This is a genomic window from Streptomyces sp. H27-D2 (assembly GCF_035828615.1).
Classification (GTDB): Bacteria; Actinomycetota; Actinomycetes; order Streptomycetales; family Streptomycetaceae; genus Streptomyces.
The window spans coordinates 1-19511 of record NZ_JAYMZR010000112.1 but is presented as its reverse complement, the minus strand read 5'-3'; the positions used below and the strand labels follow the sequence as shown (position 1 = coordinate 19511).

General features: G+C 71.4%; 16 protein-coding genes. 8 read left to right on the top strand and 8 right to left on the bottom strand.

All coding sequences use genetic code 11. The annotated features are described in order from the left end of the window. From QMK28_RS29545 to QMK28_RS29520, 6 genes are all read right to left on the bottom strand, one after another. Positions 1-836: IS701 family transposase (locus QMK28_RS29545; RefSeq protein WP_443050867.1), on the bottom strand; the 836-nt coding region annotated here is incomplete at its 3' end. Positions 837-1171: 335 nt separating this feature from the next. Continuing rightward, complete coding sequence (locus tag QMK28_RS29540) at positions 1172-2155, bottom strand: carbohydrate kinase family protein (protein ID WP_326442742.1); 984 nt, start codon at positions 2153-2155, stop codon at positions 1172-1174. 108 nt (positions 2156-2263) lie between these two features. After that, positions 2264-3181: a methylenetetrahydrofolate reductase [NAD(P)H] gene (gene metF / locus QMK28_RS29535; RefSeq protein WP_326442741.1), complete on the bottom strand. Its 918-nt coding sequence runs from the start codon at positions 3179-3181 to the stop codon at positions 2264-2266. A gap of 346 nt (positions 3182-3527) precedes the next feature. Further along, positions 3528-4022 (bottom strand): TIGR03618 family F420-dependent PPOX class oxidoreductase, encoded by a 495-nt coding sequence (locus QMK28_RS29530; RefSeq protein ID WP_326442740.1) that lies wholly within the window; start codon positions 4020-4022, stop codon positions 3528-3530. A 158-nt stretch (positions 4023-4180) separates the two neighbouring features. Continuing rightward, the gene (locus tag QMK28_RS29525) at positions 4181-5512 is read right to left on the bottom strand and encodes a hypothetical protein (protein ID WP_326442739.1); all 1332 of its coding nucleotides are present in this window, start codon (positions 5510-5512) and stop codon (positions 4181-4183) included. A 390-nt stretch (positions 5513-5902) separates the two neighbouring features. Beyond that, on the bottom strand, positions 5903-6058 hold the full coding sequence (locus tag QMK28_RS29520) for a DUF6131 family protein (RefSeq protein ID WP_326442745.1): 156 nt from the start codon (positions 6056-6058) through the stop codon (positions 5903-5905). Positions 6059-6227: 169 nt separating this feature from the next. Here QMK28_RS29520 and QMK28_RS29515 point away from each other — a divergent pair, with 169 nt between their 5' ends. From QMK28_RS29515 to QMK28_RS29490, 6 genes are all read left to right on the top strand, one after another. Continuing rightward, positions 6228-6692, top strand: coding sequence for a DUF5709 domain-containing protein (locus QMK28_RS29515; RefSeq protein ID WP_326442738.1), 465 nt, complete (start codon positions 6228-6230; stop codon positions 6690-6692). A 332-nt stretch (positions 6693-7024) separates the two neighbouring features. Continuing rightward, on the top strand, positions 7025-7687 hold the full coding sequence (locus QMK28_RS29510) for an SGNH/GDSL hydrolase family protein (protein ID WP_326442737.1): 663 nt from the start codon (positions 7025-7027) through the stop codon (positions 7685-7687). A gap of 125 nt (positions 7688-7812) precedes the next feature. Further along, on the top strand, positions 7813-8325 hold the full coding sequence (locus tag QMK28_RS29505; RefSeq protein WP_326442736.1) for an SRPBCC family protein: 513 nt from the start codon (positions 7813-7815) through the stop codon (positions 8323-8325). Between the two features lie 54 nt (positions 8326-8379). After that, complete coding sequence (locus tag QMK28_RS29500) at positions 8380-9483, top strand: hypothetical protein (RefSeq protein ID WP_326442735.1); 1104 nt, start codon at positions 8380-8382, stop codon at positions 9481-9483. A 107-nt stretch (positions 9484-9590) separates the two neighbouring features. Then, on the top strand, positions 9591-10097 hold the full coding sequence (locus QMK28_RS29495) for a MarR family winged helix-turn-helix transcriptional regulator (RefSeq protein WP_326442744.1): 507 nt from the start codon (positions 9591-9593) through the stop codon (positions 10095-10097). A gap of 296 nt (positions 10098-10393) precedes the next feature. Further along, positions 10394-11260 carry an RNA polymerase sigma factor SigF gene (locus QMK28_RS29490; RefSeq protein WP_326442734.1) on the top strand — a complete coding sequence of 289 codons (867 nt, stop codon included), beginning with the start codon at positions 10394-10396 and terminating at the stop codon, positions 11258-11260. 162 nt (positions 11261-11422) lie between these two features. On the opposite strand, the gene QMK28_RS29485 is transcribed toward QMK28_RS29490, so the two are convergent. Further along, entirely contained in the window at positions 11423-12277 is an 855-nt protein-coding gene (locus tag QMK28_RS29485; protein WP_326442733.1) for an SCO6745 family protein, read from the bottom strand. Positions 12278-12642: 365 nt separating this feature from the next. Between QMK28_RS29485 and QMK28_RS29480 the strand changes: the two genes are divergently transcribed. Continuing rightward, positions 12643-13074 carry a hypothetical protein gene (locus QMK28_RS29480; protein ID WP_326442732.1) on the top strand — a complete coding sequence of 144 codons (432 nt, stop codon included), beginning with the start codon at positions 12643-12645 and terminating at the stop codon, positions 13072-13074. A gap of 260 nt (positions 13075-13334) precedes the next feature. On the opposite strand, the gene QMK28_RS29475 is transcribed toward QMK28_RS29480, so the two are convergent. Further along, positions 13335-16094, bottom strand: a complete 2760-nt coding sequence (locus tag QMK28_RS29475) for a discoidin domain-containing protein (RefSeq protein ID WP_326442731.1) — start codon at positions 16092-16094, stop codon at positions 13335-13337. Positions 16095-16415: 321 nt separating this feature from the next. Here QMK28_RS29475 and QMK28_RS29470 point away from each other — a divergent pair. After that, positions 16416-19511 (top strand): helix-turn-helix transcriptional regulator (locus QMK28_RS29470; protein WP_443050866.1); only part of this gene is annotated, 3096 nt, incomplete at its 3' end.

Genomic DNA, 19511 nt, shown 5'->3' with positions numbered 1-19511 from the left:
GCGGGGAGCGGCACCGCGCCGCCGTGGCCGGGCAGCGCCGGGTCGGCGACGCTGACCGGCAGCGTGCTGCCGACCTTGATCAGCAACGGCAGGCCGGCGGCCCGCAGCTTCCGGGCGATGGCACAGGCGTCGGCCTCGCCCGCCTCCATCACCACGGGGCGCACCGGCAGATCCCAGTGCAGCGCCGAGTCCAGGCAGGCCCCGAGTGCGAAGTCCTCCGGCGTCTGCGATTCGACCCCGTCGGGGATGGACGCCCGGCTGCGGCGCTCGCCGTCGTCGAGCCAGCCCCGCGACAGCTGGAGCCGCCAGTTGACCGGCACACTCAACCGGGGGGACGCGGCCCAGACCCCGACGGCCTGTTGCGCGTTGAGCACCTGGCCGAACGCGGGGAAGAAGCGCTTGTCCACCCCGACGGTGTTCTCCCCGGCCTTCGGGATCACCATCGGCCGCACCACCCACGCCTGCGGCGGCGCCACCCGCGCCACGTACCGGGCCAGCACCTGGCGTACCGGCGTCCAGCCCCAGGTGGAGCTGGTGACGAAGTGGTGCAGGCTCTGCTCCAGGGCCGGGTCGCCCAAAAACGCCGCGATGTTCCTGATCGACTTGCGCCCCCGGGTGTCCAGCAGGCCCCGGACGTAGTCCGTTCCCCGCCTGCGCTGGTCGCTGCGCGGCAGCGAGGCGAACAGCTCCGTGCACAGCTCGGCGAGCACCGCGTCATGGTGCGCGGCGAGCGCCGGTGCGGATCTCGCCGACGGGCCTGACGTTCCTGACCTTCCTGACGTGCCGGATGTGTCTGACGTTCCTGACGCGCCTGACGCCGACGCCGGCGTCGACACGGCCGCCGATGCCCACCCCCGCGCCCGCCAGGAGATTTCCTGCTCCGTGCACAGGGCGACACCCCTCATGGAAACCCCCACCTCGGCGATACGGAAAACCGCTTCGAATCGCTCTCAACGGTGCGGGCCCGGCACCCGACCTGGCCAGGTACACAGGACACCCGGCTGCGCCGCCCGATGGTGGTCCCGCCACCCCCGGATCGGGCCACCGGGGCCGGGTCGGCCCGGATGACCGCCGGGGGGTGTGCCCGCACCACCTCCAGGTCCGCTCGGATCGCACGTACCGACCGCGTCCGGATACGGCTCCCGCGTACGCAGTACCGGGGCCCGCGCGCTCAGGGCCGGGGCGTCGGACGCGGCAGCAGCGCCTGCGAAGCGGCGGGCCCGTAGGCGGCCTCGACGCGGGCGAGCAGCGCGTCGGCGCGGACGTCGTACTCCTGGGGACCGACGGCGGCCAGCGCGGTGGTGGCCACGGCACAGCCCAGCCGCGCGGCTGCCTCCGCGGGCAGCCCCCAAGCCGTCGCCGCGAGGAAACCGGCGCGGAACGCGTCGCCGACCCCGGTCGGCTCCAGCACGCCCCCGGCGTCGACGGCCCGGACCGCGACCGGCGGCGCGTCGGCGCGGTTGAGCACCACGCCCCGCGCGCCGCGGGTGACGATCCAGGTGCCCACCCGGGCCAGTACGTCCTCGTGCCGCCACCCGGTGAGCTCCAGCAGGATCGCGGATTCGTACTCATTGGTGAACAGCCAGCGCGCGCCCTCGACCAGCCGGCGCGCCTCGGCGCGCTCCAGCCGGGCCGACTGCTGCGAAGGGTCGGCCGCGAACGGGATGCCCAACTCCCGGCACTGAGCGGTGTGACGCAGCATCGCCTGCGGATCGTTGGGGGAGACGACCACCAGATCCAGCCCGCCCAGCCGCTCCACGACCGTGCGCAGGTCGATGTCGCGGGCCTCCGCCATGGCACCGGTGTAGAAGGACGCGATCTGGTTCTGGTCCTGGTCCGTCGTGCACATGAACCGAGCGGTCTGCCGCTCGGTGGACACCCATACCGAATCGGTGTCCACACCATGGTCCTCCAGCCAGACCCGGTAGTCACCGAAGTCTTCGCCGACGGCACCCACCAGAGTGGGCGTCAGGCCGAGCTGCCCGAGCCCGTACGAGATGTTCGCGGCGACTCCGCCGCGCCGGACTTCGAGGTCGTCCACGAGGAAGGAGAGGGACACCTTCTCCAACTGGTCGGCGATGAGCTGTTCGGTGAACCTCCCGGGGAAGGACGCCAGATGATCGGTGGCGATCGAACCGGAGACGGCGATACGCACGAGCGCTCCAATGACGGGCGAGTGACAGGGGACGGCGCGAACCGGGGCCCGGAGGAGCCCGAAAGTGCCCGGAAAGAGTGGGGCAGTGGATTCAGCGGATCAGCGGGTTCAGTGCTGCCCGGCTCCGACCGGAGCCGGAGGATTGTTCGCCCGCCGGCTGTTCCGCTGAATGTTCCGGTGGATTTCCAGGGCCGCCGTCGAGCGGTTGAGGGTGATGTAGTGCAGGCCCGGTGCACCCTCGTCGAGGAGCCGCTGCGCCATCACGGTCGCGTACTCGACGCCGATGCGGTGCGCGGCCCCCGGGTCGTCGCGCGCCGTCTCCAGCCGGAGCGCCAGGTCCTCGGGGAAGGCGGCGCCGCTGAGTTCGGAGAAGCGGCGGATCTGGCGGACGTCGGTGGCGGGCATGATCTCCGGGATGATCGGCGTGTCGCAGCCCGCGGCCGCCACCCGGTCGCGCAGCCGGAGATAGTCCTCGACATGGAAGAACATCTGGGTGACGGCGTAGTCCGCCGACCGGCACTTCGCGACGAAGTGCCGGATGTCGCTGTCCCAGTCCGCGGAGCGGGGATGGCGCTCGGGGAAGGCGGCGACCCCGATGCTGAAGTCCCCCGATCTCCGTATCAGCTCGGCGAGTTCACTGGCGTGGCCGAACCCCTGCGGATGGCGGGTCCAGGGCGCGTTGGGGTCGCCGGGCGGATCACCGCGCAACGCGAGCACATCGCGGATGCCGACGTCCGCGTACTGGCCGATGATGTTGCGCAGTTCGGCCACCGAGTGGCCGACGGCGGTGAGATGGGCGACCGCGCACAGTGTCGTCTCGGCGGCGATCCGTTTGGTCACGGCGACCGTACGGTCCCGGGAGGAGCCGCCCGCGCCGTAGGTCACGGACACGAAGGTGGGCGCTATCCCCTCGATACGGCGAATCGCGTTCCACAACAGCCGTTCTCCCGCATCGGTCTTGGGCGGAAAGAACTCGAAGGAGAAAGTGCGCTCCCCGGCGGCCAATGCCTCGCGTAATGCGCTCATGCCCGCACCTCGAACAGCCGCACGTCGGGCAGTCGAGGCGGGCGGCGGCGCGAGAGCCGGTGCGACGGATGGACCGGCGGGTACGCGTCGGGAATCGTGTTGCGGGACACGTCGCTCCCTGGGGTTGCAGCGGCTGCTGACTGATCATGGCGAAGCGCCGGCCGGAAGCCGGTGCGAGGGGAAGTCGCACCGTTCACGACGCCATGGGCGGTGGGCTCGGATTCGCGGCGAATTCATGAATTCGCCGCGCACCGAACGACACCCCAGGAGCATATCGACCGCCCATTGCGGACGGCTGGAGTTCGCGTCGAATGTGTCACCTCGCGGCGGCGGGCGTCCTCGGCGCTCAGTCCGCGCCGGGCACGTCGAGCGCGGTGCCGTACAGGCGGTTCACCGCGAGCCTGATGACCACGCGCTGCTCCGCGACGAGTTGCCCGAAGAACGCGTCCCTCTCCTCCGGGGCCGACGGCCGGGCGTTCAGCGGCAGCATCGCGAACAGCTCCCGCCCGGTCGCGTCCCCCGGCTTCCCGGTGACGTCCGAGACCTCCGCCTCGCCCTCCGCCACCGCGAACGACCAGTGGTCCTCGCTGGACACATGCAGAGCGGCCCGTGGGTCGTTGTGCAACTGACGAACCTTCACCCGGTCGGCGGTGGTGGAGAAGCGCACCGTGCGCGTCGCGGGATCCCAGGCGTAGAGCATGGTGGTCAAGTGGGGATGGCCGCTGCGCTTATTGGTCGCGAGGATGCCGAACTGTTGGGCGGAGAGCAGCTCCGAGAGCGCCCCGTCGGACAGTACGCGAGGGGCGGGGCCTGCGCCCTGGCCGCTGTTCTCTTCAGCCATGGTGGACGTAACTCACGTCGCAGGCAGGGTATTCCGGTCGAGCGCGTCGCGTCCGGGCACCATCGCCGGGGCCGGGGCCCCGGCCGGCCGGCCGATGCGCGCGGCACCCGACTGGGCACCGCGCGCGCCGGCCTCTCCCCGTCCCGCTCACGGAAGTCCTACCGAAGCTGATCCAGGATCCAGTCGGCCAGCTGAGCGCGGACCGTGCCGTGCTCGGAGTTCTCCGTGTCGCACTGGAAGGCGTCCAACCGGCTCTGCTCGCCGGGCAGTACGGAGATGTCGGTGTGCAGGTCGATCGGCCACCTGACCGGGTCGTAGTCGAGGGCGACCGCGCTCACGGCGGGCACGAAGCAGCCGCTGCGGTATGCCTCCTCGATCTTGGCGCCGAGCTTGTCGGCGAGCATGCCGTACGAGGCGAGGGTGCCGCCGGGAGCGCCGTCGAACGGTGCGACGGCCGTGGTGTAGCTCCTGCGCCACTCGCCGAGGGCGCGCATCCGGCCGATGAACTGACGGTCGCCGAAGGAAGGCTGGGTACGGACGACCGCCTGGAGCAGGCCGGCCAGCGCGTTCCACTCGAAGACCAGCTCGTCGGGCGGCACGTCCCGGCCCATGCCCTGGCCGTTGCCGTTGGCGACGCCGAGCTTGCGGGGTCGCATGGGGAAGGAGCCGACCTTGTTGAGGTCGCTCAGGAACTCCGCGCGGAGCGGGCTGGCGGTGGCGACGGGGCCCGAGGTGCGGGCGTCCTTCACCCAGGCCCACAGCAGCTGTTGGGCTGCGGGACTCCTGATCAGGGCGGCCTGCTTGGGGCCCTTGCCCGGGGTCAGCGGCTCGAAGAAGTAGGCCAACTGCTGGAGGATCAGCGGGATCCAGGCCCCGTTGTGCGGGGAGTCGTAGGACAGGTACGTCTCGGTCTGGTGGTCCTCGCGGTCGCTCTCCATACGAGCCAGCGCGTAGCGGGTGACCAGACCGCCCATGCTGACTCCGCCGACGGTCAGCGGGGAGTCTCCCGTTCGCTCCGCGATGGCCCGCCGGATGCAGCTCACCGCGATGCCCGCGTTGGCCTGGACGTAGGTGTGCCGCTCGTCGAAGCCGAGCAGGATGACGTCGAAGCCGGCGGCGAGCAGCTCACTCAGGAACTGCTTGTTGTCCGGGCCGTAGGGAGTGTTGAGGTGACTCCACAGGCCGGCCAGGTCGCTGGGACCGTAGTTGAACCCGTCGGCGAAGATGAACGGCCGCTGCAGGGAGGTATGCCCCGGGGCGTAGTGCACCGCTGCCGTCCCGTGGGCCATCGCGCCCTTGTACGGCCAGGCGGCGGGGAGTTGCCACTCCTCGTTGGGCGTGCGGGTCTCCGTCACCGAGTACGGCGCGGGAGCCAGCAGGATCCCCTGGGGGATCTCCGCGGCGATTTCGGCCGCTTCGGCCGGTGACAGACCCGCTGCCGACCATGCTTCGAGATCGACATCCACCCGTGCTTCTTCGTGCTGTGCCATGGCTGTCCGCCTTCACTGATGACGTTGCCCGGAGGGTTGTCGGAGCACCTGCCGTCCCGGCCCGGGGCACCGGACAGGAACGGGAGCCGTTCGCGCCCGGTCCGCACATCCGGCCCGGACGTTCCGCACACGCTTCACCTGCGACGATGCCGTCGCCAAGCCAGGAACCCCTACGAAGAGAGCCGCCACCTCATCCGCGGTTGTCCAGCCGTACGACTCTGACGCTTACGCCGTCTGGAGACCGCGGTCTTGAGGGGCCCGTCCTCTCGACACGCAACGTAGTCAAGCAATCATGGATTGGGCTATATGCGGATTGAGCCAAAATGCGTGCCGGACAGGGCTGTATCCGGCCGCACGGCAGGCTGCCGGTCACGTATTCGGTCTTATTGGTCACCAATAGTGACGCCGGCCGCCCACCGCGCGCCCTACGGAGCCGAGGATCCACAGAGCCGCACCGATGACGACGAGGATGACTCCTATCGTCCATAGGATCGCGACGCCGGTTATCAGGCCGATGACCAGCAGAATGAGACCGAGGATGAGCATGACGTTCTCCCCTCTCGGAGCGTGCGCTTGTCTCAACTGTGCTCCTCGACGCTCCGGGGGAAAAGTCCCCCAGCCGTGGCCCTCGCGGTGCGGATGTGAATTCCGGACAACTCGGGGATCATGATCAGGGAATCGGGTACGGGGATCGGGGACCGCCAGGGAGGACACGATGAGCGAGATGGGCGACGAGGTCTACCAGCCGGACGGCTCGGGCGCGCCTGACGACTCCGGCGTGCTCGAACCCGAGGACACCCTCGACCACCGCGGGGTCGACTCCGTGCTCGACGAGGGCTACTCGCCTCCGGAGCGGCCCATGGCCGTCGAGGGCAAGGGGGTCACGGCCGCCGAGCAGCGCTCGGGGGAGACCCTGGACCAGCGGCTGTCGGAGGAGCTTCCGGACGTCGCGGCCCCCGACGGGGACGGGCTGGGGGACACCCCCGACAGCGACGGAGAGCTGATCGACGATGAGGTCGGCGACGCCCGCGCCGGTCGGCTGGTGGCTCCGGACGAGGGCGCGCACTCCGCCGAGGCGAGCGGCTCGGTCGGCTCGGACGTGGGCATCGACGGCGGCGCGGCTTCGGCGGAGGAGGCGGCGATGCATGTTGTCGGTGGCAGCGAGGGCTCCGACAGCTAGCGCCGGTTCTCCCGGTTCGAGCGGCGAGGCCGCAGGCGTCCCGCCCCGCCGCGCGGTGCATCGCGCTGACCGTCGTGCCGTGCACCGCAGGGGTCCGTCGCCCGGTCCCTCGCTCGCACGAGCCACTCCCGTCCCGGCTCCACCACCTGCGATGCGGCTGACTGGCGCAGCTTCGTCATCTCGGGCGGCGGCTTCCGCGCAACGGGTGTACAACGACGCATAGGCGGTCATCCGCGACGAAGTCGGGGACCCCTATCACAGGAGCGCCGATGCGATTTCGTCGTCGGACCGGTCCGGGCAGACGCTCGGTCCTGGTCCCACTGTGTACCACCGTGGTCGCCGCCGCTGCGCTGGTGGTGTCCTCGCCCGCGCCCACCGCCGCCGAGTCCAACGGTGGGCTGCGCATCATGCCGCTGGGGGACTCGATCACCGCCGGTGTCAACGTTCCCGGCGGCTACCGGACTTCGCTGTGGCGGCGGGCCGCCGCCGACCACCGTAAGGACGACTTCGTCGGCTCGCGGTTCAACGGGCCGATCGCACTGGGAGACCACGACCACGAGGGGCACCCGGGGTGGCGCATCGACGGGATCGACGCGCGGGCCGCCGTCTGGACGCGGGCGGCGCGGCCGCGCACCGTACTCCTGCACATCGGCACCAACGACATGCTGCGGAACCACGATGTGCGGCGCGCGCCGGCCCGGCTCTCCACGCTGATCGGCCGTCTCACCGCCGCGGCGCCGGGGGCCGACGTCTTCGTCTCGGACCTCGTCCCGATCGGCAACCGGGCCGCCGAGGCCAGGGCGAAGACGTTCAACGCGGCGGTTCCCGGTGTGGTGCGGAAGTGGGTGCAGCGGGGCCGCCATGTGCACTTCGTCGCGATGCACAGCGCCCTGCGCCGCCAGGACCTCCCCGACGGCGTCCATCCCTCCGCCGGCGGATACGCGAAGATGGCCGCCCGCTGGTACGCGAAGCTGCGTACCGGCCCGTGGATCTGACGCCCCGTAGCAAGGGCGAGCCGTACCAGGTGCCGCCGAAGAACGGCGCTCCCGGCGGGCGGCCGGCGGGCCGGTCGGCTTCAGGATCGGCGCGATAGGGTCGAACACCGAGAATGGGAGCCCCTATGACGCGCATATTCCGTGTTTCCGACAGCATCACCATCAATACGGACCCCGCGACGCTTTACGCGCAAATCAGCAACCCGGTACTGATGGGTCGCTGGAGTCCGGAGAACCGCGGAGCGACCGTTCCCGACGAACGCCAGGGCGCCTATGTGGGCATGGTCTTCGACGGCTACAACAAGCGCGGCGCCTTTCGCTGGACCACCCGGTGCACGGTCACCGCGGCCGATCCGGGCGAGCGGTTCGAATTTCGCGTGCACGCGATCGGCGTGAAGAAGCCGCGGCTGCGCGGCTCCATCGCCACCTGGGAATACCGGTTCGAGCCCGCTCCCGAAGGCACTCTCGTCACCGAGACATGGACGGACGAGCGGCGCTCCTGGCCCGACTTTCTGGCCAACACGTTCGACAGAATCGCGACGCGAGGCCACACATTCGCCGATTTCCAGCGCGGAAACATCCAGACCACGCTGCGTGGTATCAAAAAGGTGATGGAGACGCAGCCGTCCCCATCCTGAGGCCCCTGAGGCCCTTCGGGGAACCGTACGGACGGGTGGGGCGTTTCGGTGATCATGGTTAACAACGACGCGATGCTCGGTCCGGACCCCGAAGACGCGGAGCTGGCGGGTGACCTGCGCTCCATAGTGAGCGACTACCCCCACTGCGATCCGGCGTTGACGCTGTCCATATGCGCGGACCGGCTGGACGACGACCCGACCGGCGATGAGCGGGCGGGTCTCATCGTCATCCTCAACGCCACCTGCTGGTACGCCGCATCGGGCCGGATCGGAACGGCCAAGGTGCTGGAGGGGATGACGGCGGCGCTGGTGGCCGCGAGGACCGGCTTGGCTGCGAACGGCGGCCCCGGCTCAGGCTCAGGCCCCGGCCCCGGTCCCGGCTGCGGACACGCGCCGGGTGAACATCCGCAGGTCGGTGACGACCGTGAGTACGACGTCACGACCGGCGCGCAACTGCTCAGTCCCGGCGGCCGGGCCGCGTACGAGCGGAAGCGGGACGGGGAGTACGGCGACCCGCCGCTGGACGGCTGGCTCTGCCCGGCCTTCCTGGCCGAGCTGGCCGACGAGGCCGTCGACCGGCTGCGCGAGGGTCTCCAGGAGCTGTTCGGGGAGCGGGAGACCGGGCACCTCGACAAGAGGTACCTGCGCTCCGACGGGCGGGTCGACATCCCCCGGCTCACCCGTACGATCCGCCGGCGCTTCCGCAGCGACGAGGATTCCGCCGAAGCGGGCCTGTGGGCCGCGCGGCGCTGGATGGCCGGGGAGGGCGCTTCGGAGGACCGGCTCGGGCTGTTTCTCGCGGTGTGCTCATGCGTCTTCGAGTGGCACGAAGGCATGCCCAGGACGTTCTTCCGCGAGATCGAAGCCGCGGTCAAGACGGTCGACCTCGCCCCGCTCGGCATGCCGTGCGCGCATGAGCACCAAGCGGGCGCGCACCCCTGGGCGGTCGCCAACCGGCTCGACCGCGGCGCCGGTGCCTTCGCGGCGGTGAACGCCATCTACGCGCCCGAGGATTTCGAGGCCCCGGGGGGCCCGTTCGCTCTGGAGGAGTGGAACTGCCCCAAGCAGGCAGCCGAGTTGGCCGAAGCGGCCATCGCGGACTTCGCCGACTGGCGGAACATGCGGGGCGACGACGAGGATGACGAGAAGTGGGAGTGACGCGGCGGGAGCTCAGCCGCTCGGCGGGCCGCTGACCACGCTCTTGCCCGCGGGCTGCCGGGCTGACAAACGCCCGCCCCGAATGACACAGTGTGGCGGTGCCTTCCTTGTTTCCTTCGGTCCCCTCCCACGAGCACGATCGGGCGGCTCACGCCGCCTGTGCTGTGTCGGAGCTACTGGAGGTGCTGTGGGGGCGAGGGCAGGAGGCGGTCCCCACGCGGCCGGTGTCGCCGTCGCAGCTGCGTGCGCTGCTGATGATCGAACAGCGCGAGGGCACCAACCTGAGAACACTGAGTGAGGCCCTCGGTTCGCAGCCTCCCTCGGTGCGTCGGCTGTGCGACCGCCTCGAAGCCGTCGGCCTGGTGGTCCGCTCGCCGAGCGCGACCAGCCGCCGTGAGGTCGAGTTGCGGCTGACCAGGAGCGGGCACGGCGTGCTGGCAGACTTCCGCGACTTTCGGGTGCGGGAGGTCGAAACCGTGCTCCAAGCCATGACGCCGGCGGGACTGGCCGCGCTGGCCGAGGGGCTGGACGCCTTCCGTAGCGCCGCCTCGGCGCATGTCGGCTGGCCGGCTGGCGTAAGCCGGGGCGGCGACCAAGTGGCGGACAGCGCGTAGCGCCCGCACGTTCTTGTCTCTTCGCCGCCCTCGTGCGGGTGTCCGGCCTTCTCGTACGGCTGAAGATGTTTCGGCTTGCGTAAAAAAGAGAACTCGCTAGGGGGCGCCGCCTCTGACCGGGTGGCGGCATGTCGATCGGTCGGGGGTGTGAACTCGGCTCCGTGAGGCGGGGCTTGCGTTCCTGGATCACTTACGAGACGGTTACCTCTCGACAATATTTCGGATGACGAACTACGTGTGGGTCGGGACGACGACCGCTCGTTCACTGACGATTCGGGAGATTTGACGTGAGTAACGTGACGCAGACTGATCGGCTGCCGGCCTGTGCGTCGACGCAGACGGACGGACTCGGCACGCCGGAGCTTCCGTGGATCGAAGAGGCGACGAAGGTTCCGCCGAAGGACGCCCGCGCCCTGTCGAAGCTCTTCTTCGACCGGCTCGGCGAGCTGGAGGAGGGCACGCACGAGTACCAGTACGCGCGCAACACCCTCATCGAGCTGAATCTGTCGCTGGTCAAGTACGCCGCGGGCCGGTTCCGCAACGGCACCCGTGAGATGGAAGACGTCGTCCAGGTCGGCACGATCGGCCTGATCAAGGCGATCGACCGGTTCGACCTGTCGCGCGAGGTCGAGTTCGCCACCTTCGCCGTCCCCTACATCGTGGGCGAGATCAAGCGGTTCTTCCGTGACACGAGCTGGTCGGTGCACGTCCCCCGCCGGTTGCAGGAACTGCGCATCGAACTGGCCAAGGCCAAGGACCACCTCTCCCAGCGGCTGGACCGCGATCCGACGACGGCGGAACTCTCCGAATTCCTCGGGATCAGCCAGGAGGACGTCGTCGAAGGCATCGTCGCGGGCAACGGCTACACCGCCGGCTCGCTGGACCTCCCGGCGGACGACGGCGACGGCACGGCGGGCAGCACGCTGGCCGACCGCATCGGGGACATCGACCCCGCCCTCGAAGCCGTCGAGAACGTGCACGCGCTCAAGCCGCTCGTCGAGCGACTGGGGGAGCGGGACGGCAGGATTCTCCATATGCGCTTCGGCCGGGAGATGACGCAGTCCGAGATCGGCGCGGAACTGGGGCTGTCCCAGATGCATGTGTCCCGGCTGTTGACGCGGATCTTGACGGACTTCCGTACGGGGATGCTGGGCCGCGGCTAGCGCGTAGCGCGGTGGGCCGCGTTGGTTGAGACCGGGCCTGCCCGGTGGGTGGGTGTCCTCAAGCGCGGGACAGGCTAAAACCAGCCTGTCCCGCGGCCGAACGGCGCGTAGTAGCGCGCCTCCCGCGTACGGCAGCGTGCGACGCCGTACGCCCGCCCACTGTCAACCCTGCGCGAAGACCCCGGCCGGGAACGCTCCGTTGGCCACCGCCGTACGGGTCAGCCGGCCGCCGATCTCGGTGAGCCGCTCGACTCCGGCTTCGCCCAGATGCCGGTAGGGGCCGTCGCCGAGACGGTCGGTCAGGTCCTCGGCGTCCTGGCGCGTCTTGCGGCCCGCGGTGGTCAGCTCGCCGCTCGGGTCCAGGATGCCGCGCTCGCGCAGGCGCGCGTGCGCGGCATCCCACTCCGGCCGGGTCCAGCCCCGGCTGCGCTGGGCGAACTCGGCGGTGAAGCCCTTCCCGGTGGCGGTGTGGGTGATCAGCGCTTCCAAGCCGTCGAGCTCGACGGCGGCCAGCGCGGCCAGATGGCCGTCGCCGCGGTGCTCGCGCAGCAGCGTGATGGCGTGCCACAGGGCGAGGTGCGGCTGCTCGGGCGCGAGCTGCTCGGCGTGCGCGGCGTAGAGCGGCCGTCCGGCGGCTGTGCACGCCTCGGCGGCGGTGAGCGCGAGCCGGGCGGCCTCGGCGACGTCCGGGTCGCTCGCGATCTCCTCAGCGAGCAGCCGGCGCAGCGCGCGGTCGACGCCCCGCAGCCGGGCGCCGAGGATGCGCTCCGGCTTCGCGAGGTCCCAGGCGCGCGGGATGTGCTCGGCGACGAGCCAGGGGCTGAAGTTGTAGAACGTCGCGGTCACCGGCCCCGCGCCGACCGGGCCCATGGCCGCCGCCCGGCCCGCGAAATAGCACATACGGCCTTGCTCCAGGCCGACGGCGGTGAACTCCTCCTCCAGCTCGGGTGCGAAGTAGACCAGCGAGTGGAGGGGGTTCAGCGAGCTGTAACAGCGCCTACTGGTGAGTAGAGTCATGGCTTCACTGTAGGCACCCGGTAGACGCCCGCCGCGACGCGCTGTGAGCCTTCGGCGACGGGTGTCGAGGACGGGTGCCGAGGTCAACCGCCCCCGCCGGACCACAGCGGCCCCCACCTGCACCGACCGACCGTGGCGACCCCGGCGGTCGGCAGACGCGTGACTCGACAGGCTGGACATGACGCGCGGCGGTATTCTCGAAAAGTCGTACGGATCAGCCCTTTCCACCTCGGACCCGGCGGCAACTCCCTGCGAATTCCTCGCCCGGTCCGAGCGAACAGCCCGTGAGCGATCGCCCTTGCGCGGTCGCCCGTCCGCGCGCCCGTCTTAGGAAGAGCGGCATCACGTCATTCGAGGAGAATTCCGTGCCCGACATCACCGCCGCGGCCTCGCCCATGGCCCAGGTCCGTATGGACGCTCTGCTGCCCGACCCGCACGCGCTGCCGGGCGAGATCTCGTACGTCATCGACTTCGGCGCTCCGGACCCCGGCGAAGGGGCGACCCTGTTCCGGCAGTGCCGCCTCGACGGCGCACCGGAGCACAGCACCGGACTCCTGCTGCGCCCGGACGAGACGGACCTCGTGCTGGCGGGGTCGCCGCCGCAGTGGCGGCGCGACCCCGAGCATCTGCGGTTCTACACCGAGCTGGAGACCATCGCCCAGCGTTGGGCCCAGCAGAACGAGGACGCCGGCGGGGACGACGACGGGAGAGCCTGGCGCGCGGCCCGCGAGCGGGAGCTGCGGGACCTGTTCGACCACTGGAACACCGACCGAGCGGGCCGCGTCGTCCAGCACTGAGCCGCCTGCGCTGAGCCGACATCACTGCCGCTCCTCCGGCGCGCGCCGGCACCAGCTCACCGGCCACCCGGGCGTTGATGAGCGACAGCCGGCCGTGGAGGGCCGAATGTCGAAGCCGGCCGGCCGGCGAGCCGATCAGCAGACCGGCCGGTGAGCCACCGCAGCCGCCGACCTGGCCGGCGTCGTGCCGGGTCGGCGGCTGCGGTGACTGGAGTGTGGGATTCGGTGGCTGCGGGGCGGGAATCAGAGGCCCCTACCGGCTACTCCGCCCGCTTGACCGTCAGCTCCGCGACCCCTGCCGGCTTCTTCGCGTCGGCCGCGTGGACCGTGACCCGTACGAAGCGGGCGAGGCGCGAGCCGTCCAGCGCCTTCACGTCACGCCAGTGCTTCCCGTCGACCGAGGTCCGCAGGGTGTACGAAGCGGGCTTGGTGTCCGTCCAGCGCGGGGTGACGCCGGAGATTCGGGAGGCGCGGCCGAGGTCGGCGGTGAGGGTGCCGTCGCGGCCTTCGGGAGTCCAGGGCGTGGCCGTATTGCCGTCGAGCGCGGCCGACGCGTACAGGCCCGGCTGCTCCGAACTGGCCTTCGCTGTCCGGCACCTGGCGAGGTTGGCCGTCGGTTCGAGGTCGGGGCGGCGGGTCTTGAGTACGGCGGGCGCGTCCGCGCTCACCAGCTGACCGCCCTGCGGGCCCTCGACCTCGAAGGGGTCGCCGTGGGTCAGCCGCACCGTGGTCTGGTGTGCGCCGATCGCGATGTCGTACGTACGGCCCTGCCAGCGCAGCCCGCGCAGCGTCACGCCGTCCTTGAGCTGCGGCGGCAGCATCGGGTCGAGGTGCACCCGGTCCTCGCGCAGCCGCTGGCCGGTCAGGCCGTTGGTGAAGGTCTGCAGGAAGCCGCCCTTGCCGGTCAGGAAGTCCTGCGCGGGGGAACCGGACAGCGGGTCCGAGGCCCCGGCCTTGTCGCCGCGCGCCTCCGAGAACTGCTCGAAGGGGCCGCGTACGAAGGGCTGGATCGAGCGTTTCAGGTAGGTGTACGTGGAGCAGCCCGGCTCGCCGATGGCGGCGGCGTCGATGGCGTGCACCGAGTCGGTCATGGCGGGGCCGTCCGGGTCGGTGCGGGCCGCGTAGTAGTCCAGGGTGTTGGTGGCGGCCTTCTTGGACATCGGCCACTCCAGCGGGTAGGTCAGCAGGACCGTGTCCGCCTGCTTGATGACCGAGCCCTTGTACCCCGCGTACTGCGTGAAGACCTTCTTCTTCGCGTCGTACGGGATGCGCAGCTTGCCCGCGAGGCTGTTCCAGCCCGAGGGGGCGTCATGTCCGAGGATCTTGGCGACGCGGGTGGCGGTGCGCAGCGTGGTGGCCGCGCCGGCGTTGGTGAAGACGCCGTCGTCGACGCCGTTGCTGTACTCGTCGGGGCCCGCGACGTTCTTGATGGAGTAGCTGTCGTCGCTGTTGCGGGTGGCGCGCCCGGCCCAGAACTCGGCGACGCCCTTGATCATCGGCCAGCCGCGGGTGCGCAGCCAGTCGGTGTCCTTGGTCGCGAGGTAGTACTGCCAGGCGGCGAGGGCGACATCGCTCTGCAGATGGTTCTGGGTGTTGCAGTGCGGCGGGTCGACGCTGTGGCACTCGGACTTCAGGTCGCCCTTGCTCGCGCTGGTCCAGGGGTAGAAGAGGCCGGGGTAGCCCAGCTTCCTGGCGTTGGCGCGGGCGCCGGCGCGGGTGCGGTAGCGGTAGTCCACGACGGACTTGGCGAGTTCGGGGTGCCCGGCGAGCAGGGCCGGGTACATCCAGGTCTCGGCGTCCCAGAAGATCAGGCCCGCGTAGTTGTCACTGGACAGGCCGGTGGGCGCGATGCTGTCGGCCGAGCCGGTACGGGTGCTGGAGAGCAGCCCGTACTGCGCGGAGCGGACCCAGGACTGGAGCTCGCTGTGCCCGCGGACCTCGATGTCGGTGCGCCAGAGCTTGCGCCAGGCGGCGGAGTGGGCGGCGAACATCGCGGGCCAGCCGCGGTCGGCGGCGCGCTGCGAGGCGGTCACCGCGTCACGCTCGGGGGCCTTTGAGGTGAGGGCGGTGTCGACGCCGACGTACTTGGTGAGCTCGTAACTCCGGCCGCTGCGGACCGGGAAGGCGACGTGCTGCCGAGCGCTCAAGTCCTTTGCGCGCGCGGCTCGTTGTTCACTTCTTGTACGGACTCCGTCGCCTGCGCGCAGCGTGGAGGCGACCGTGCCCGCCGTCTTCGTGCCGTCGGTGCGGAACGCCACGGCCATGGTCCGGCCGCCGGAGCGCGCGCCGCCGCCGGTCTGCGAGACCCGGCGGGCGCCGCGTCCGTCGATCAGGTCGGTGACCTTCGCGTCGCCGCTCCAGTGCGGGGTCATACGCATACGCACCGCCCCGACGTGCGGGTTCTCGCGGTCGGCGAGGACGTCGTAGACCAGGTCGGTGGCCCGCCCGTCGGACGCCGTCCAGGTGAGGGCGGTGCGGACCAGGCCGCGGCGGCGGTCGAGGGTCTGCCGGTAGTGGGAGATCCGGCCGGTGGGCGTCGTGGCGCTGAAGGTCTCGGCCTTGGCGCCCTTGGTCCGGTCGCCCTTGGCCCGTGCGCCCTCGGTGCGGCCGGCCGGGCGGGTGCCGCCGGTGCTGACGGTGAGCGGCGTCCAGGTCGGGATGGCGGCGGCGACCTGCCGGTTCTCGGTGGTCCGCTTGTTGTGCGCGTACAGCCCGGAGACGAAGGAGCCGTCGTAGCGCGGGGTGAACAGCGGCCAGCCGGTCTTCGCGGTGGTCTCGGCGTAGCCGGTCCCGGTGGGCGGGACGCGCTGGCCGAGATACCCGTTGCCGACGAAGGCGTGGTGGCTGTCCTTCGGGTCGATGTGCGTGGAGCTCAGCTTCCAGCCGTGGGGGGACGTGCCGGAGGCGGCTGCGGCCGGGGGCTCGGCGGCGGAGGTCGAGATGGCCGGGGGGAGTGCCGTGGCGAGGGCGACCGCGAGGAGGGACGCGAACAGCCGTGCCGTGCGTGGGGGGTTCTTCATCGTTCTCCGATTGCGGGAATCGCCGGTGAAGGTCGCAGCGACCATAAAGTTATGAACGTTCCACGTCAACGATCTGCACAATGCATTGAAGAATCGAAGGACTTTGATGCCGGAGGGAGACCTGAGCGGCCATCGCGGGAGCGACGGGCAGCACACGGGCGGCATGGGGAGAAGCGTCCGGCGGCATCGGGAGGCCGGCGGGCGGTCGGGGGCGTCCGGGACGCGGTCCGGGGAGCGTTCCTGGGAGCGCCCGCCCCGTCGGCGCGGCGTGGCGCAGGTCCGGGACGGACCCTGCGGTGCGGATATGTCACGATGCCTCACGTGCCAAGACTCGGGTCGGGAATTCCACTGGTCGGGCGTGGCCCGGAAACACAGCGGCTGCGTGCCGCCTTCGAACGTGCCGCCGCGGGATCGGGCCAGGCGCTGCTGATCGCCGGGGACGCGGGCGTCGGTAAGAGCAGGCTGGTCGAGGAGCTGGGCGGGTACGCCCGCGACTCCGGCGCGGTCGTGCTGTTCGGCCGCTGCGTCGACGTGGGCGAGACCGGACTGCCGTACCTTCCCTTCGCCGAGGCGCTGTCCCAGGTACGCGACCTGGGGCGGCCGGAACTGCTGGCCAGACCGTCGCTGTCGATGCTGCTCCCCGACCTCGCGCTGCCCGCGGACGACCCGGCCGTACTCGAACCGCAGCGCTCCGCCCAGGCCTTCGGGAGAGTGCCGGGCGGCGCGCCCCGGCGCGAACAGGACGTGAGCCAACTGCGCCTGTTCGACGCCGTCTACGCGCTGCTCGGCGAGCTGGCGGCGGAGAACTGCGTCGTGCTCGTGGTCGAGGACCTGCACTGGGCGGACGGCTCGACCCGGGGGCTGCTGTCGTTCCTGCTCTCCCGGCTGCGCTCGCAGCGGCTGTTGGTCGTCGGCACCTACCGCACCGACGACCTGCACCGCCGGCACCCGCTGCGCCCGCTGCTCGCCGAACTCGCCCGGCTGCCCGCCGTGGAGCGGCTGGCGCTGGCGCCGTTCGGCACGGCGGACGCGCACACCTTCATCACGGCGCTCGCCGAGGGGCGCATCGACGACGAGACCGTGCTGCGGGTGGCCGGGCAGTCCGAGGGCAACGCGTTCTTCGCGGAGGAGCTGTTGGCCGCGTTCTCGGATGCGGACGCGGATGCGGACGCGTTCTCGGATGCGGACGTCGGTGCGGCGGGTGCGGGCGCGGGGTGGCCGGACGCCCGCGCCGGCGCTACGAGCCGGGCCGCCGCCCGCGAGATCCCCTCGACACTCGTGGACGTCCTGCTGACCCGGGTCGAACGGCTCGGCGATCTGGCCCAGCGGGTGGTCCGCGCCGCCTCGGTCGCGGGGCGCACCGTCCGGCACGGAACTCTCGAAGAGGTGTGCGGCCTGGACGCCGTACAGCTGGAGGAAGCCCTGCGGGAAGCCGTCCAGCACCATGTCTTCGTGGTCAGCGCCGACCAGGAACAGTACTCGTTCCGGCACGCGCTGCTGCGCGAGGCCGTCTACGGCGATCTGCTGCCCGGCGAGCGGGTCCGGCTGCATGCCGCGTACGCCGGCTACCTGACGGAGCATCAGGACGATCGGGGCGCGGCGGCCTCGCTCGCGCACCACAGCATGGAGAGCAACGCCCTGCCCGCCGCCCTGGCGGCTTCGGTGCGGGCGGCCAAGGAGGCCACGAGCCTCGGCGCGCCGGCCGAGTCGCTGCGCCACCTGGAACAGGCGCTGCGGCTGTGGGACACGGCCGGCGAGGAGAGCCGCCCGCGCGACACCGACGAACTGACCCTGCTGCGCAAAGCCTCGTGGGCGGCCGGTACGTCGGGGGAGCCGGAGCGGGCGGTCGCCTACGCGCGCTCCATGGTGCGGCTGGCAGACGAACGGGGCGACCCCGCGGTCGCGGCCGAGTCGCGGCGCAGACTCGCCCAGGCACTGATGGCCATCGAGGGCACGGATGACGAGGCCCGAGCGGTGATCGCCGCCGCCTGGGAAGGGATGGCGGCGCTGCCGCCCAGCCACACCCGGGCCTGGGTGCTGGCCGTACGCGCCCGCATCCTGCGCTTCGGGGAGGTCGCTTCCGCCCGTGAGTCGGCCGAACTGGCGGTCCGCGACGCCCGCGTCGTCGGGGCGACCGGCGCCGAGTCGGACGCGCTGGCCACCCTCGGGCTCCTCGCGGAGATGGACGGCGGAGTCGAGGAGAGCCGGGATCTGCTGCTGGCCGCGATGGGCCGGGCCGCGGACACCGGTGCGATCACGGTGGAGCTCAGGGCCAGGTACTACCTCGGGCTCCAGTACCTCGAACAGGGCCTGCTCGACGAGGCCGCGACCGCCATCGACGCGGGGGTGCGGTGCGCCAACGCGACCGGCCTGCCCTGGAGCGACTTCGGTCTGGACCTGCGCGTTCTCCAGGTGCTCACACGCTTCACCGTCGGCGACTGGGACGCCGGCGAGGAAGCCGCCGAGCAGCCGAGCGGCCCGGTCTCCAACACCGTGTCGGCCCGGCTCGCGGCGGCCGGGCTGCACATCGGGGTCGGCAGAGGCCGGTTCGCCGACACTGAGCAGCTGATCATGAACCTTCGCGCCGAGTGGTACCGGGAAATCCAGATCCCGTTGATCGCCGGTTCGGTCGGCGCGGAACTTGCCTGCTGGCGCGGACAGCCGGACCTCGCCCTCGCGCGCGTCACCGAGACGCTGGAGTGGGCGCGGAAGGTCGGCGGACCGTGGCTGATGGCCGGCATCAGACTCGGCGCGCTCGGCGTGAGCGCCTGCGCGGACCTGGCCCGCGGCGCGGCCACCCGCCGCGACACCGCCGCGGCGGAACACGCGATCGCCGAGGGCGAACGCTTCGCCCAGCACGCGCGCAGCACGGCCGAACACGGCACCCCGCGCAGCACCGTGCTCGGCCCCGAAGGCCACGGTTGGCTGGCGCGGTCCGAGGCCGAACTGACCCGGCTGCGCGGCCACAGCGACCCCGAGAGCTGGAGCGCGGCGGCGGCGGCGTTCGGCTACGGAGCCGTGTACGAGCAGGCATTGTGCCGCTGGCGACTCGGCGAGGCACTGCTCGGCGCGGACCGGCGCGACGAGGCGGCCGACGCGCTCCGGGCGGCCGACGAGGTCGCCGCCCGGCTGGGCGCGGTACCGCTGCGCGACGCGATCGCCCAACTCGCCCGCCGCGCGCGGATCACCCTGGGCGCGAAGCCGCCCGCTACACCCGAGAGCGCGGCGCTGCTGACCCCGCGCGAGTACGCCGTCCTGCGCCTGGTGGCTCTCGGCAAGACGAACCGCCAGGTGGGCGAGGAGCTCTTCATCAGCGACAAGACGGCCAGCGTGCACCTCTCCCACATCATGTCCAAGCTGGGCGCGAGCCGCCGTGGGGAGGCGGTCGCGATCGCGTACGAGCGGGGGTTGCTGGGC

Excerpts from the sequence above, each read along its gene's own strand:
- metF (WP_326442741.1), bottom strand. The coding sequence starts at position 3,181 with ATGAGCGCATTACGCGAGGCATTGGCCGCCGGGGAGCGCACTTTCTCC.
- QMK28_RS29530 (WP_326442740.1), bottom strand. The coding sequence starts at position 4,022 with ATGGCTGAAGAGAACAGCGGCCAGGGCGCAGGCCCCGCCCCTCGCGTA.
- QMK28_RS29525 (WP_326442739.1), bottom strand. The coding sequence starts at position 5,512 with ATGGCACAGCACGAAGAAGCACGGGTGGATGTCGATCTCGAAGCATGG.
- QMK28_RS29520 (WP_326442745.1), bottom strand. The coding sequence starts at position 6,058 with ATGCTCATCCTCGGTCTCATTCTGCTGGTCATCGGCCTGATAACCGGC.
- QMK28_RS29515 (WP_326442738.1), top strand. The coding sequence starts at position 6,228 with ATGAGCGAGATGGGCGACGAGGTCTACCAGCCGGACGGCTCGGGCGCG.
- QMK28_RS29505 (WP_326442736.1), top strand. The coding sequence starts at position 7,813 with ATGACGCGCATATTCCGTGTTTCCGACAGCATCACCATCAATACGGAC.
- QMK28_RS29500 (WP_326442735.1), top strand. The coding sequence starts at position 8,380 with ATGGTTAACAACGACGCGATGCTCGGTCCGGACCCCGAAGACGCGGAG.
- QMK28_RS29485 (WP_326442733.1), bottom strand. The coding sequence starts at position 12,277 with ATGACTCTACTCACCAGTAGGCGCTGTTACAGCTCGCTGAACCCCCTC.
- QMK28_RS29475 (WP_326442731.1), bottom strand. The coding sequence starts at position 16,094 with ATGAAGAACCCCCCACGCACGGCACGGCTGTTCGCGTCCCTCCTCGCG.